Source organism: Streptomyces sp. NPDC091371 (assembly GCF_040684275.1).
Taxonomy (GTDB): domain Bacteria; phylum Actinomycetota; class Actinomycetes; order Streptomycetales; family Streptomycetaceae; genus Streptomyces.
Window position 1 is genome coordinate 255043 of the sequence record NZ_JBFBFP010000001.1, and the last position, 14034, is coordinate 269076.

The window sequence follows — 14034 nt, forward strand, 5'->3', positions numbered from 1 at the left end:
AGGAACGTGCTGATCTGCGATGAACAACTCTGTAGGAAACACCGTACGGTTGATCGGCGCGGGCCTTCGCGCCCTGCTCGTCCTGACCGTCCTGTGCGGGGTCCTCTACCCCCTCGCCGTCACCGGCATCGCCCAGGCCGCCTTCGCCGGCAAGGCCAACGGCTCCGAGGTCAAGGACAAGGGCGGCCGGGTCGTCGGCTCCGCCCTCATCGGCCAGACCTACGGTGACGACCCGCGCTGGTTCCAGCCGCGGCCCTCGGCCGGACTCGCCCGGAACACCAACAACACGCAGTACGAGCTGCTGGTCTCCGGCGCCTCCAACAAGGCCGCCGACAACCCGGACCTGGTGAAGGCGGTGAACGAGGCCAAGGCGAAGGTGCTGGCCGACAACACCGTCCCCGGCTACGCCCCCGAGGCCTCACAGGTCCCGGCCGACGCCGTCACCTCCTCCGGCTCCGGCCTGGACCCGAACATCTCCCCGGCCTACGCGGAACTCCAGGTCCACCGGGTGGCCGTACGCAACGGCCTCCCGCCGGCCCGGGTCGGGCAACTGGTCGCCGAGCACACCGAAGGCCGCACGCTCGGGTTCATGGGCGAGCCCAGGGTCAACGTCCTGGAGCTGAACACGGCCCTGAAGGACCTCACCGGTCAGTGATCCTGATCCGAATACCTGAAGTCCCCCACGGTCCAGGCGTCGACGTCCCCGACGGCGATCCGGTACATCCCGCCGGTCTCCGGGATGCCCAGCGTGCCCTGGAGGATGCGGGCCACGTGGAAGTGCAGGTGGGAGGGCGGCGAACCGGTGCGGTCGGATTCGCCGGGGGCGCTGAAGATCTCGGAGAACGGTCCCAGCTGATCGGAGTCCCGGAGGACTTCCGCGACGCGCTGGCGCCAGACGCGCTCCGGTGCGAGCCGGCCGGTGATGACGGCGCCGTGGACCACGACGGTGAGGGACATCTGATTGGTTTGCTCCGACTCGACCATCGCGGCGAGATCGATGAGCAGCTCATCAGGAATCGACATGGCCAGGCACTCTAGCGGGATTCGGGGGCGCGGGCAGCGCAAACCGGCCGGGGACCGCACCGAATGGTGCGGTCCCCGGCCGTGGTGCGGGCGTTTCCGGTGTTTCAGATGTTTCAGGCGGGAACGATGTTCTCGGCCTGCGGGCCCTTCTGGCCCTGGGTGACGTCGAAGGTGACCTTCTGGCCTTCCTGAAGCTCACGGAAGCCGGACGCGGCGATGTTCGAGTAGTGGGCGAACACGTCGGCGCCGCCACCCTCCTGCTCGATGAAGCCGAAGCCCTTTTCCGCGTTGAACCACTTCACGGTGCCAGATGCCATATGAATTCTCCTTCAAAAGCACAATATCTTTGGGCCGCGATTGCGGATGTCGGCACATTAGCACGGGGAGGGTCGCGGCTGCGGAAATCCGAAGTCAAGGAATTCCACACCTGCGGTAATTAAAATCCGCGTGTGAAAGTCCTATGAACTGGGCCGTCGGTGGTAAAGGGGGCAACGCGCCTGCCCGCAGCCGCGGGCGCGCCCTCTTGCCCGCACGTGACGCAGGTCACGGGGAATGTCCGGCCGGTCCGCTGCCTCTTCCCTCCTGAGACGCCGTCAAGGAGGAGCCGATGAGAACCCCGTGGATCCGTACGTGGACAGCCGCGCGGACCGGAGCGGTCAAGCGCCGGTGCGGCGCGGTGGCCGCCGCGCTGGTGTTCGCCGGGAGTGCCGCGCCCGCCGCCGCGGCCCCCGCGGAGGAGGTGCGGGTGCGGGAGGCCTACGTCTCCCTGCGCGGCGCCGACGCCCCCGGCCCGGCCGCCGCCGACCGCATCCGGGTGCTGAAGGCGGGCTCCCCCCGGGCGCGCCAGGTGTTGGTCCTGGAGCCGGGACAGTTCGCCGCCGCCGGCAGCCTCGCCCCGGTGGCCCGGGAGTTGGCCGCCCGGCTGCCCGACACCGAGGTGTGGGCCGTCGACCGCCGGGAGCAGAACCTCGCCGACCTCGACGGCTTCCGCCGCCCGCCGGACCGCGCCGCCGACCACTACCTCGGCGGGCACTACCGGTCGCGGACCCCGCAGAGCGTCCCGTACGTCGGCGAGTGGGGCCTCGCCCTCGAACTGGCCGACCTGCGCGAGGTCGTGTCGGCGGCGCGCGACGGCGGCCGCCGCCGGGTGGTGCTCGGCGGCCACTCCTGGGGCGGGACCATCGCCCTCGCGTACGCCGGCTGGGACTTCGACGGCCGCCCCGGCTACCGCGACCTGTCCGGCCTCGTCCTGCTCGACGCCGGCGTGCACGACGCGTTCGCCGGGGAGGGCGTCACCTACCGGCTGACCGCCGAGCAGGCGCAGGCCTGGCGCGCCAGGATCGAAGGCGGCGAGGTCTTCGACGAGGCGCTGAACATGGGCCGCACGGAGACCTACGCCATCCTCATGCAGCTCGCGGGCGGTTACGCGAACGCCGCCCCCGACCGGCCGTCGACGCTCGTCGCGCACCTGCCGTCCTGGCTGCGCCCGCCGGACGGGACCGCGGTGACCAACCTGGGCCTGGTCGAGTGGCTCTACGCCACCCACCCGATGGTGCCGGACATCAGCATCAACCCCGAGTTCACCCCGCCCGCCACCCTGGCCCGCGCCCTGGCGAGCCCCGAACCCGCCCTCTACCAGTGGTACTGGCCCAGCCGCCTCACCCTGGACCTCCAGGCCGCCGACCCCTTCGACGACACGGCCGTCGCCCGCGGACTGGGCCTGCGGCTGCGGCACACGCGGGAGATCGACGTACCGCTGTACTCCTTCCAGACCGGCCTGACGCACGGCACGGTCAACACCTCCGCGCGCTGGGTGGTGGGGCAGTCGCGGATCACCTCGGCGACGTACGCCGAGAATGAGTCCATGACGCACCTGGACCCGCTGTTCGCCGCCCCGGGCCGGAACACGTTCGTCGACACGGTCGTCCCCTTCCTGACGGGGCTCGGCCGCCGGTGACCACGACCACCGAACCCGAGGCGGTGGCCGGGCTCGTACGGGCCGCGCAGCGCGGCGACCGGATGGCCGTCCAGGAGCTGCTGGACCTGCTCACCCCCTACATCGGCCGGCTCTGCGGCCCGATCGCCCTCCAGGACGGCCCGGACGCCACCCAGGAGGCGCTGATCGTGATCTTCCGCAGCCTCGGCCAACTGCGGGAGCCCGCCGCCCTGTTCGGGTGGGCGCGGGTGATCGCCGTACGGGAGGCCGTGCGCATCGCCCGCAAGGCGGCCCGGAGCGTGCCGGACCCGCTCGACGACGTGCCCGCGCGGGACGATCCGCAGCTCGCCGCCGACGTGCGCGACGTACTGGAACGGCTGACACCGGCGCACCGGGCCGTACTGGTCCTGCGCGACCTCGAAGGGCTGGACGAGCGCTCCGTCAGCGCGCTGCTCGGCGTGCCCGAACCCACCGTACGGACCCGGCTGTTCCGGGCCCGTCGCAACTTCCGGAAGGCGTGGGGACGTTGATGGAATCCTGGCCGGTCGCCGAACTCGACCCCGTCCGCAGGCTCCGCGTGATCGCCCGCACCACACCCGGCACGGGGTACGCCGAGCACCTGATCGACGCCCCCTTCGACCGGGTCTGGGCGCTCGCCTCCGACCTGGAGCGGCAGATGCCCATGCTGATCACCGACATCAGCGCCTTCACGGTCACCGAGGCCGACGGCGACCGCCTCGAAGCCCGGGCCCGCAGCCCGCTCGGCATGCGGGCGCGCTTCGACGTCGTCCTGCGCCCCGGCTGGTGCCTGATGCAGAGCCGCTTCGTGATCGGCGGGATGGCCGCCGTACCGGAGGGGGAGGGGACCCGGTTCGCCTTCTTCGGCGGCCTGCGGCTCCCGGGCATCCGCCTCGTCGACGGGGCGCTGCGCCCCCTGCTGGCCCCGCTGGGCGCGCGGGCGCTGAAACGCTTCACGGACCAGCTCTGAGGGCCCCGGGCTACGCGTTGACCCGTACCAGCGCGAGGGTGATGTTGTCGGGGCCGCCGGCCTCGATGGCGGCCTTCCACAGCTCGAAGGCGGCCTTGCCGTCGTCGTGGACCCGCAGCAGCCCGTCGATCTCCTCGTCGGGCAGCGGGTCGGTCAGCCCGTCGCTGCACAGCAGGTAGCGGTCGTCCCCGGACAGCGGGAAGGCCGCCATGTGGGGGGTGACCGAGCTGTACCCGCGGCTGCCGCCGAGCACCTGCGTGACGAGGGAGGTGGTGCGCCGTCCCGGCTCCGGCGGCGGGCTGTCGTCCACGCTGACCTGGCGCAGCCCGCCCTTGTCCGCGTGGTACACCCGGCTGTCGCCGACGTTGAAGGACAGCAGGGACTCCCCGACGAGGAGCGTGCCCGCCACGGTGGTGCCCATGGAGGTCAGCTCGGGTCGGCCGTCGGCGGCCGAGTACACCATGCCGTTGCACAGGTTCAGCGCGTCACCGACGCTCTCCTCGTCCTCCAGGGAGGGGCCGAGGGAGGCGAGCTGGCGCACGACGAGCGCACTGGCCACCTCGCCGGCCGGCTGCCCGCCCAGCCCGTCGGCGACCGCGACGACCAGGGGGCGGCCGAGCGGGAACAGGAAGGTCTGGGGGCTCTCGGTCACGGTCCCGCACAGCGTCCACGGCCCGACGACCAGGCTGTCCTCGTTGTGGTCGCGCACCAGCCCGGTATGGCTCAGGGCGGTCACGGCTACGTACGACACCACGGCGTCCCGCCTCTCCTCGGCAGAAGCGTTCCTCACCCCCATTGTCCGCTCGGCATGCGCGGTGCCGCCCGCCGGAGCACCCTGGTCGTGGAGCTGCCCGTCCCAGCCGGGCCGCCCGGCCAGGAAGGGAAGCCGGAGATGTTCGCGAGGCTCAGCACCTACCAGGGATCTCCGCTCCCGGCGGAAGGGGACGTGGCGGCGCATTCGGAGGCGATCGTCGAGCAGATCCGCGACGCCCCCGGCTTCCGGGGCGCCTACTACCTCGTCGACCGGGCCTCGGGGAAGGCGAAGTCGCTGACCCTGTGGGAGGACGAGGAGACCATGCTGGCGAGCGAGGACCGCGCCGCCGCGATCCGGGCGGAATCCGCCCGGCGCGAGGGGCAGCGGATCATCACGGTCGAGCGCTTCGAGGTCGGCTTCGCCCACCTGGAGCCCTAGGAGGCGGCCGGCCCCTGGGCGGTGGCCGGGTCGAGGGAGTCGGCGTCCTCCATGAAGCCCAGCATCCGGGCGTTGACCACGTCCGGGTGGTCGATCTGCGGTCCGTGGCCCGTCGCGGTGATGATCTCGGCGCGGGCCCCGGCGACGAGGCGCGGTACGCGTTCCAGCTGGCGCTTCGGGTGCACGAGCAGGCTGTGCTTGCCCATGATCACGTAGAGCGGGGTCCGGATGGACCGCAGCGCGTCCTCGGCCAGCGGCAGGGGTGCGGGGCGGCGGATCCGGTACGCGCGGGCGCCGAGCTGGATCCACTTGCGCATCTCGGGAACGGCGATGACCGGCTGGTCCAGCCACTTGGCGAGCCGGGGGCGCAGCGCCTTGGGAGCGAAGGTGGCGAACAGGCTGATGAAGACCCAGGCGAAGAAGCGCAGGCCGACCTTCTCCAGGCCGCCGGGGTCGAGGGCGGTGACCGAGGCGAGCCGTCCGGGGCGGCGGTGGGCCTGGTTGAGCACCAGCCAGCCGCCGTAGGAGGAGCCGACGAGGTGGACCCGGTCGAGGCCGAGCGCGTCGAGGGCCTCGTCCATCCACTGGGCGGCCCGCTCGGGCTGCCACATGGGCTCGCGGTGGACGCTGCGGTTCGCGTCGCCGGGGGTGTCGAGGGCGTAGACGGGGCGGTCGAGGCTGAGCCCGGGGGTGTTGGGGTACCACATGGCGGAGGAGTAGCCCGCGCCGTGGATCAGGACGATCGGCGTGCGGGACTCGGCTGCGGGGTCCGTGGGGCCGTACCGGTAGACGTGCGTGGTGCCGAAGCTGGTCTCGACGTCCGTCTCGGAGCGCAGGGGCGCCCCCATCGCGTAGAGGACGTCGGCGGCGGCGAAGTAGCGGTCGCGCAGCTCGTCGTTGACGTAGCGGCCGACGTCGCGGCGCACACGGGTCGTGTTCTCGGGCACGGGGCACCTCCGGGAAGATCATCCGTTCTTCGTGATACGACCGTACCATGATGTTGGTATGGCGGTACCATAAAGAGGTCCGGGGAACGGACCGCGAACCCACCACCGACGGGCGGAGACACCGGAACATGCCGAAGCGTGTGGACCACGAGGAGCGGCGCGCCCAGATCGCCGAGGCGCTCATCCAGGTCGCGGGACGGCGGGGGCTGCACGCCGTCGGCATGCGCGACGTGGCCGCGGAGGCCGGCGTATCGCTCCGGCTGGTGCAGTACTACTTCGAGACCAAGGAGAAGCTGCTCTTCTACGGACTCCAGCACCTGACCGCACGCTTCACCGCGCGGGTCGGCGCCCGCCTCGCCGCCGCCGGACCCGACCCGGGCCCGCGCGCGACCATCGAGGCGCTGCTGCTGGCCTCCCTCCCCACCGACGGGGAGAGCCGCACCTTCCACCTCCTCTACAGCTCCTACTCGATCCTCTCCGTGACCGACGAGGCGCTCGCCGCCCAGCCCTTCATCGACAACCCCGACGCCGCCGAGAACGCCCTGACCGGCCTGATCGAAGGGGCCCAGGCGGCCGGCCTGGCCGACCCGGGCGCCGACGCGCGCACCGAGGCCATCAGCCTGCTCGCAATGGCGGCGACGATGGGCACCAGCATCCTCGTCGGCCAGCGCGGCCCCGAGTCGGCCATCGCGGTGCTCCGGCACCACCTCGACCGGATCTTCTCGAACGGTGAGACGCCCGCGAACGGGATGGGCCGGGCCTGACCGGGCGCGGGGCCGTCCGGCGCCGAATGCCCTTTACCAGGGGCATGAGTTGGGTGATGCTGACCCGGCGTTGGAAGCAAGATCGACACGGTAGGGGCCGGGTCGGTCGGAGGGGGAGGCCGCCGTGTTGCGCGTGGAGCTGCTGGGACCGGTTCGGGCGTACGCCGAGGACGGGACACCGGTGGAGGTGGGCGGCGCACGGCTGCGGATGCTCCTCGCCCGGCTCGCCCTCGAAGAGGGCCGGACCGTGTCCGCCGACTCCCTCGTCGACGGCCTGTGGGGGGAGGAGCCGCCCGCCGACGCGGCCAACGCGCTGCAGGCACTGGCCTCCCGGCTGCGCAGGGCGCTGCGCGGGTGCGCGACGGTGGAGTCCGCGGCGGGCGGCTACCGGCTCTCGGTACGGCCCGAGGACGTCGACGTACACCGCTTCGAGGACCTGACCGCCCGGGGCCGGCGGGAACTCGCGGCCGGGCGGCCCGGCGAGGCGGCAGCACAGTTCGGGGCCGCGCTCGGACTGTGGCGGGGTGCGGCGCTCGCCGACGTCCCGGGCGCCCCCTTCGCCGGGCCCGTCGCGACCCGGCTCGACGACCTGCGGACCGCCGCGGCCGAGGACCGCTGCGATGCCGAGCTGCGCCTCGGTCGGTACGGAGAGGTGCTGGCCGACCTCGAAGCGGCCGGCGCCGAACGGCCGCTCAGCGAGCGGGTCGCCGGGCTGCGGATGCGGGCGCTGTCCGCCGCCGGACGGCAGTCCGACGCCCTCGCCGTGTACGAGGCGATACGGGAGCGGCTCGGCGACGAACTCGGCGTCGACCCGTCGGCCGAGCTGAGCGAGATCCATCTGACCTTGCTGCGCGGCGAGTTGGAGACCCCGGCCGAGCGGGCCGAGGCCGCCCCGAGCCGGCTCCCGGCCCGGCTCACCAGCTTCGTCGGCCGCGACGGCGAACTGAGCGGGCTCGCCGGGCAGTTGGCCCACAGCCGGCTCGTCACCATCGTCGGCCCCGGCGGCGCGGGCAAGACCCGGCTCTCCCTCGAAGCGGCCACGCGGGACCGCGCCCACGCGCGCGGCCGCGTCTGGTTCGTGCCGCTCGCCGGTGTGAGCGCCCCCGACCAGCTGGCCGACGCGGTACTCGGCGCCCTCAGCTCCACCGACGGCCGCCTCTACGAAGCCGGGCCGGGGCAGCGGGCCACCCCCGTCGAGCGCATGGCCGGGCTCTTCGGCAGCGGCGACGCCCTGCTCCTGCTCGACAACTGCGAGCACCTCGTCGAGGCGGCCGCCGAACTCGCCGCCGAACTCCTCGACCAGCTCCCGGAACTGCGGATCCTCACCACCAGCCGCGAGGCCCTCGCCATCACCGGCGAGGCCCTGTGCCACCTCGGCCCGCTCGACGTCCCGATGGGATCGCCGGAGCCCGCCGAGGCCGCGCAGTCGCCCGCCGTCCGCCTCTTCACCGACCGGGCCGCCGGCGTCCGGCCGGACTTCACGCTGGACGACTCGACCCTCGACGCCGTGGTCGAGGTCTGCCGCCGGCTCGACGGCATGCCGCTCGCCCTCGAACTGGCTGCGGCGAAGCTCCGCTCGATGAGCGTCGAGCAGATCGCGCGCCGCCTCGACGACCGCTTCCGCCTCCTCGCCTCGGGCAGCCGCACCGCCCTGCCCCGCCAGCGCACCCTGCTCGCGCTCGTCGAGTGGAGCTGGGACCTGCTCGACGAGCCCGAGCGGATCCTCGCCCGCAGGCTGTCGGTGTTCCCGGGCGGCGCGACCGTCACCGCGCTCGAAGCGGTCTGCGCGGACGACTCGCTGCCGGCCGCCGACATTCCGTACGTCCTGGACGCCCTCGTCGAGAAGTCGCTGGTCACCGCCGTCGACGAAGGGACGGGCGAGCCGCGCTACCGGATGCTGGAGACGGTGCGCGCGTACGCGGGGCGGCAGCTCGCCGCGGCCGAGTCCGGGGACGCCGTCACCCGGCGCTTCGCCGCGTACTTCCTGGCCCTCGCGGAGGAGTGCGAACCGCGCCTGCGCACCAGGGAACAGCTGCGCGCGATCGAGGTCTTCGACGCCGAACACGACAACCTCGTCCTCGCGCTGCGCTCGGTCGCCGACACCGGGGACGGGGACCTGGCCGCGCGCTTCGCCCGGGCGATGTACTGGTACTGGGGCATCAGGGGGATGAGCACCCACCTGGACACCCACCTGGCGCAGGCGCCCGCGCCGGCCGAGGGCGAGTCCGCGCGAGTTCCACCCGGCCGTCCTGCTCCTGAGGATGTCCCAGGTCTCCTTCGCCGGGAGCGCGTCGGGACCGGGCTCCGCCGCGCACCAGGACCCCCTCGAATCACCCGACCCCTGGGTCCGGGCCAGTGCCCACCTGGCACGGGACTTCGCCCTCACCGAACAGGGCGACCTGGTCACCGGCGCCGGGTCCCGGTCCGAGGCGCTGCGCGGCTTCGAGGAGGTGGGCGACCGCTGGGGACTCGTGATGAGCCTGTTCCCGATCGGCCGCGACCACTCCCTGCGCGGCGAATACCCCCAGGCCATCGCCACCTTCGAGCGGACCGTGGCACTCAGCTCCGAACTCGGCACCGAGGACTACCTCTACCTCAGCAAGGCCCGGCTCGCCCGCGAACGCCGCCGCAGCGGCGACCTGGAGGGCGCCTTCCGGGACCTGCACGCCGCGCACCGGCAGGCCCGCGAGCGCGGACAGCTGCGCCTGGAGGCCAACATCCTCGTGGGCCTGGCCAACGTGCACCGCAGGGCCGGCGACCTGGCGCAGTCCGACGCCACCCTCGACCGGCTCGAGGCGCTGAGCGCCCGGCGCCCGTCCCTCAGGGAGCTGGCCCGCGACCTGATCGTCAGCACCCGCATCGAGAACCGTCTCGCCGAGGGGGACGCCGCGGCGGCCAGGGCCCTGCTGCCCGAGGCGGCCGGCGCCCTGTTCGGCCAGGGCGCGGGCGCCGCGCTCGCCTGGGTGGCCGAACTGCTCGGCGGACTGCTGACCTGGGAGGGCGCTCCCGAGGAGGGCGCCAAGTCCCTCGGCATGAGCCAGGTGATGCGCGGCGCCTTCGACTGGGGCGAGCCGGAGTGGCGCGAGCTGGTCGACCGCATCGTGGCGGCGGTCGGCGAGGACGGCTTCAAGAAGGCGTTCGAGGACGGGGCCTCGTACTCCCGCGAGGACGCGCTGCGGTGGCTGGAGGCGGAGACCCTGCGGGCGGTGCAGCGGACCTGACGGGGCACGCGGTCATGTGGACGGCCGGGCGGGGTCCGCCTCACCCCCGTGGGTGCGGACCCCGCCCGGCCGGGCTCACCACCGGACTGTCACCCGGCGTTCTTGCGGTAGGCGCGCATGGCCAGCGGGAAGAACACCACGATCACGCCGGCCATCCAGGCGGCGGTGCCGGCCAGGGAACCGGCGACCGGGCCGCCGTTCAGCAGGCCGCGGACCGCGTCGGCCACCAGGGAGACGGGGTTGACGTCGGACCAGGCCTGGAGCCAGCCGGCCATGCCCTCCCGGGGGACGAAGACGTTGCTGGCGAAGGTCAGCGGCAGGATCAGGATGGTCATCAGGCCCTGCACGGAGGCCGGGTTCTTGATCAGCATGCCGAGGTAGACCGAGATCCAGGAGAAGCTGAGGGCGAAGCCGATGAGCAGGGCGAGCGCGGCGAGCGAGGCGACCGGGCCGGTCTCGACGCGGTAGCCCATGACCAGGGCGAGGACGACCAGGGTGCCCAGGCAGATCACGTAGCGGACGATGTCGGCGAGCACGGCGCCGATCAGCGGGCTGGAGCGGGCGATCGGCATGCTGCGGAAGCGGTCGAAGATCCCGGTACTGGCGTCCGCGCAGAGCGAGGCGCCGATGCCGACGCTGGCCTGGAAGACGGCCATGACCATGACGCCGGGGACGACGAGCCGCAGGTAGCCGTCGGTGTCGCCGCCCGACATGGCGTCCCCGAAGAGGTAGATGAACATCAGCAGGCTGATGATCGGGGTGAGGATCACGTCGACCAGCTGGATCGGCGACTTCATGAACTTGGTGATGCCGCGGCCGGCGAGGGCGAGGCTGTGCCGGCCGGTCTGCGCGAGGCCGATGCGGCCGGGGAGCGGGGTGCGGGCGGCGAGGGGCTGGGTGCTCATGACGGGGGTCCTCTCGGGAAAGTCAGTGCGGAACGGGGCAGCCGGGGGAGGCGAAGGCTCAGACGGCCACGGGCTGGTTGGCGGCGGCGGGGACGGCGGGGGCGTGTCCGGTCAGGGCGAGGAAGACCTCGTCCAGGCTGGGCAGCCGCAGGCCGAGTTCGTCGGCGGTGATGCCGGCGCCGTCCAGGCGGCGGGCGACCGCGGCGACGACCAGCGGGTCGTCGGCCGGCACGGTGAGCACCCCGGAGTCCTGGGCGGGGGCGTGTCCGGTCAGCTCGGTGAGGATCCCGGCGACCTGCGGCACGTCCGACGCCACCGTGGGCCGGACCTGGAGGATCTGGCCGCCGACGCGGCGCTTGAGCTCACCGGGCCGGCCCTCGGCGACCTTGCGGCCCTTGTCGAAGACGGTGATGGAGTCGGCGAGCTGGTCCGCCTCCTCGAGGTACTGGGTGGTCAGCAGCACCGTGGAGCCGTCCGCGACCAACCGCCGTACGACGTCCCAGACTTCCTGCCGGGCGTGCGGGTCCAGACCGGTGGTGGGCTCGTCCAGGAAGAGCACCTCGGGCCGGCCGACCAGGGAGGCCGCCAGGTCCAGCCGCCGCCGCATGCCGCCGGAGAAGGTGGCGATCGGCTTGCGGGCCGCGTCGGTGAGGGAGAAGTTCTCCAGGAGCTCGGCGGCCCGCACCTTCGCACCGCGCCGGGACAGCCCGAGCAGCCGCCCGATGAGCACCAGGTTCTCGAGGCCGGACAGGGTCTCGTCCACGGAGGCGTACTGGCCCGTCAGCCCGATCAGCTGCCGCACCTTGACCGGGTCCTTGACGACGTCGTGGCCGCCGATGGTGGCGTGCCCGGCGTCGGGGCGCATCAGCGTGGCCAGGATGCGCACGGTGGTGGTCTTGCCGGCGCCGTTGGGGCCCAGGACGCCGACGACCTTGCCGGCCGGGACCTCCAGGTCGACGCCGTCCAGGGCGGTGAAGTCCCCGTACTTCTTGACCAGTCCCTCGGCCCGGATCGCGTACGCCATGGTCAACCACTCCTCGTCAGGTCCTCGTCGTTCTCGACGACCGTGACGATGCCGGGCCCGCCTGACAGCCCCCGGGCAGCCCGCTGACAGCGGGCGCCGGCATGTGTCAGGTGCTGTCAGGCGGGGGCGGGCGGGGGCCGGTTCACGCCCGCAGGAAGGCGAGGACCGCGAGCACCCGCCGGTGCCCCTCGGTGTCCACCGGCAGGTCCAGCTTGGCGAAGATGTTGCCGATGTGCTTGTTCACGGCCGCCTCGCTGATGAACAGGTGCGCGCCCAGCTGGGCGTTGGAACGGCCCTCCGCGATCAGGCCGAGCACCTCGCGCTCCCGGGGGCTGAGCCGCTCCAAGGGGTCCGGGCGCAGCCGTACGAGCTGGTGGATCACCTCCGGGTCCACCACCGTCCCGCCCGCGGCGACCCGTTCGATCGCGGCCGTGAAATCGGCCACCGCGCTCACCCGCTCCTTGAGCAGGTAGCCCACCCCTGCCCCGCCGCCCGAGTCCAACAGGCCCAGCGCGTACGAGCGTTCCACGTACTGGCTGAGCACGAGCACGGGCAGCCCGGGGAACTCCTCGCGCAGCGCCACCGCCGCCCGCAGCCCGTCGTCCTTCAGCGACGGCGGCATCCGCACATCGGTGACGATCAGGTCCGGCCGGTCGGCGCGCACGGCCGCGACCAGGGCGTCCGCGTCGCCCACCGCCGCCACCACCTCGTGGCCGACCCGTTGCAACAGCCCGACCAGGCCCTCGCGCAACAGCACGGCGTCTTCCGCCACGATCAGGCGAAGCGACACGGAACCTCCACATGCAGCAGGGTGGGACCACCGACCGGGCTGGACACGCGCATCCGGCCGTCGAGCGCCGCGACCCGGTCGGCGAGTCCGGTCACCCCGCTGCCCGCCGCCGGATCGACGCCGCCGCGGCCGTCGTCCGTGATGTCGAAGATCAACAGGTCGGAATGGTAGCGACCGCGCACCTCGGCCGCCGTGGCCCCGCTGTGCTTGGCGATGTTCGTCATGGCCTCGTTGATCAGGTAGTACATGGTCGTCTCCAGCTTCCTGGGCAGCCGTTCGGGCAGCCGCAGGTCCACCGTCACCGGGATCGGGAACCGGCCGGCGTAGTCCTCGACCGCCGCGACCAGCCCGTGATCGGCCAGCACCGGCGGATTGAGACCCCGGATCAGCGCCCGCAGCTCCTGGTGGGCGGTGGAGAGCTGGGCCTCGGCCTGGGTGAGCAGCTCGGCCTGGGGGGAGCCCTCCGGGGTGTCCAGCCGCAGCATCGCCAGGGTCATCCCCAGGGAGACCAGCCGCTGCTGCGCCCCGTCGTGCAGATCGCGTTCGATCCGTACCCGCTCGGCGTCGAAGGAGTCCAGCAGGCGGGACTGCGAGGCGCGCACCTCGCGCAGCTCCTCGCCGAGCTCCCGGTCGCGCGGGGCGAGGAAGGTGCGGGCCATGGCGGCCCGCGCCCCCGCCCACGAGGTCACCGTGTAGGGGGAGGCGAGCAGCACGAGCACGCCGAAGACCGTCCAGGGCCAGGTCTCGCCGTCCGTCGAGGCGATGGTCAGGGCGGGCAGCCCGAAGGAGAAGCCCAGGACCAGCAGGTCCAGCCACCACAGCGCGGCCGCCGAGACCAGCGTGAACACCAGCTCGCGCCAGGTCGCCTGCTCGCCGAGCCGGGTGGCCGCCCAGCTCCTCAGCCCGGGCGCGTCCGGCGCGCGGTGCGGGTCGGGCAGGTGGTCGAGGTCCACCAGCCGCAGCCGCCGGCGTTCCACCGAGGCCACGACGGTGGAGGCGAGCACCAGCCCCACCAGGGGCGCGATGCCGATCAGTACCACCAGCAGCGCGATGCCGGCCGCCAGACCGGCGGCGAAGACCACGACGGCCGCCGCACCGACCACGACGCCCCCGGCCAGATAGCCGAGGGACCGCCATGGCCAGGTCGAGGTCAGGAAGCTCACGGGACGCTGAGCCATGGCCTGCCAGGCCGTTGTGGGGCGCATCCGCCCACCGTAACCCGGCCCTTCGGGTCGGCGCGGTAG

The 14034-nt window shown here is 73.1% G+C and carries 15 protein-coding genes and 1 pseudogene; 8 read left to right on the forward strand and 8 right to left on the reverse strand.

All coding sequences use genetic code 11. The features are described 5' to 3' along the window. The first annotated feature begins 19 nt into the window (after window positions 1-19). The gene (gene kdpC / locus AB0O21_RS01270; RefSeq protein WP_365164714.1) at window positions 20-655 is read left to right on the forward strand and encodes a potassium-transporting ATPase subunit KdpC; all 636 of its coding nucleotides are present in this window, start codon (window positions 20-22) and stop codon (window positions 653-655) included. Here the strand turns inward: kdpC and AB0O21_RS01275 are convergent. Continuing rightward, window positions 649-1023 carry a hypothetical protein gene (locus tag AB0O21_RS01275; protein ID WP_365164716.1) on the reverse strand — a complete coding sequence of 125 codons (375 nt, stop codon included), beginning with the start codon at window positions 1021-1023 and terminating at the stop codon, window positions 649-651. The two genes, kdpC and AB0O21_RS01275, sit on opposite strands and share 7 nt — an antisense overlap. A 113-nt stretch (window positions 1024-1136) precedes the next feature. Further along, on the reverse strand, window positions 1137-1340 hold the full coding sequence (locus AB0O21_RS01280; protein WP_073917174.1) for a cold-shock protein: 204 nt from the start codon (window positions 1338-1340) through the stop codon (window positions 1137-1139). A gap of 290 nt (window positions 1341-1630) precedes the next feature. Here AB0O21_RS01280 and AB0O21_RS01285 point away from each other — a divergent pair, with 290 nt between their 5' ends. From AB0O21_RS01285 to AB0O21_RS01295, 3 genes are read left to right on the forward strand one after another with little or no spacing between them, the layout of a single operon-like run. Continuing rightward, window positions 1631-2980, forward strand: coding sequence for an alpha/beta hydrolase (locus tag AB0O21_RS01285; protein WP_365164718.1), 1350 nt, complete (start codon window positions 1631-1633; stop codon window positions 2978-2980). Further along, entirely contained in the window at window positions 2977-3489 is a 513-nt protein-coding gene (locus tag AB0O21_RS01290; protein WP_365164721.1) for an RNA polymerase sigma factor, read from the forward strand. The genes AB0O21_RS01285 and AB0O21_RS01290 overlap by 4 nt, the downstream gene beginning before the upstream one ends. Then, window positions 3489-3947 carry a hypothetical protein gene (locus tag AB0O21_RS01295; protein WP_365164723.1) on the forward strand — a complete coding sequence of 153 codons (459 nt, stop codon included), beginning with the start codon at window positions 3489-3491 and terminating at the stop codon, window positions 3945-3947. Before AB0O21_RS01290 ends, AB0O21_RS01295 begins: the two co-directional genes overlap by 1 nt. 10 nt (window positions 3948-3957) lie before the next feature. Here the strand turns inward: AB0O21_RS01295 and AB0O21_RS01300 are convergent, their stop codons facing one another. Next, complete coding sequence (locus tag AB0O21_RS01300; RefSeq protein WP_365165418.1) at window positions 3958-4698, reverse strand: protein phosphatase 2C domain-containing protein; 741 nt, start codon at window positions 4696-4698, stop codon at window positions 3958-3960. A gap of 57 nt (window positions 4699-4755) precedes the next feature. Here AB0O21_RS01300 and AB0O21_RS01305 point away from each other — a divergent pair, with 57 nt between their 5' ends. Next, window positions 4756-5139, forward strand: a complete 384-nt coding sequence (locus tag AB0O21_RS01305; protein ID WP_365164725.1) for a hypothetical protein — start codon at window positions 4756-4758, stop codon at window positions 5137-5139. Here AB0O21_RS01305 and AB0O21_RS01310 read toward each other — a convergent pair. Further along, window positions 5136-6086, reverse strand: a complete 951-nt coding sequence (locus AB0O21_RS01310; protein WP_365164727.1) for an alpha/beta hydrolase — start codon at window positions 6084-6086, stop codon at window positions 5136-5138. The two genes, AB0O21_RS01305 and AB0O21_RS01310, sit on opposite strands and share 4 nt — an antisense overlap. 128 nt (window positions 6087-6214) lie before the next feature. Here AB0O21_RS01310 and AB0O21_RS01315 point away from each other — a divergent pair, with 128 nt between their 5' ends. The 3 genes and pseudogenes from AB0O21_RS01315 to AB0O21_RS01325 all read left to right on the forward strand — a co-directional run bounded on the left by AB0O21_RS01315 (window position 6215) and on the right by AB0O21_RS01325 (window position 10071). Then, window positions 6215-6850, forward strand: a complete 636-nt coding sequence (locus AB0O21_RS01315; RefSeq protein WP_365164729.1) for a TetR/AcrR family transcriptional regulator — start codon at window positions 6215-6217, stop codon at window positions 6848-6850. A 208-nt stretch (window positions 6851-7058) separates the two neighbouring features. Further along, window positions 7059-7640: pseudogene (locus AB0O21_RS01320) on the forward strand (AfsR/SARP family transcriptional regulator); the annotation flags it as partial. A 1471-nt stretch (window positions 7641-9111) separates the two neighbouring features. After that, window positions 9112-10071 (forward strand): hypothetical protein, encoded by a 960-nt coding sequence (locus tag AB0O21_RS01325; RefSeq protein WP_365164731.1) that lies wholly within the window; start codon window positions 9112-9114, stop codon window positions 10069-10071. Between the two features lie 89 nt (window positions 10072-10160). Here AB0O21_RS01325 and AB0O21_RS01330 read toward each other — a convergent pair whose 3' ends face one another. From AB0O21_RS01330 to AB0O21_RS01345, 4 genes are all read right to left on the reverse strand, one after another. After that, window positions 10161-10976 (reverse strand): ABC transporter permease, encoded by an 816-nt coding sequence (locus tag AB0O21_RS01330; protein WP_365164733.1) that lies wholly within the window; start codon window positions 10974-10976, stop codon window positions 10161-10163. 58 nt (window positions 10977-11034) lie between these two features. After that, entirely contained in the window at window positions 11035-12000 is a 966-nt protein-coding gene (locus AB0O21_RS01335) for an ATP-binding cassette domain-containing protein (protein WP_365164735.1), read from the reverse strand. A gap of 142 nt (window positions 12001-12142) precedes the next feature. Beyond that, on the reverse strand, window positions 12143-12790 hold the full coding sequence (locus tag AB0O21_RS01340) for a response regulator transcription factor (RefSeq protein WP_365164737.1): 648 nt from the start codon (window positions 12788-12790) through the stop codon (window positions 12143-12145). Beyond that, window positions 12775-13995, reverse strand: a complete 1221-nt coding sequence (locus AB0O21_RS01345; RefSeq protein WP_365164739.1) for a sensor histidine kinase — start codon at window positions 13993-13995, stop codon at window positions 12775-12777. The genes AB0O21_RS01340 and AB0O21_RS01345 overlap by 16 nt, the downstream gene beginning before the upstream one ends. Window positions 13996-14034 lie beyond the last annotated feature (39 nt).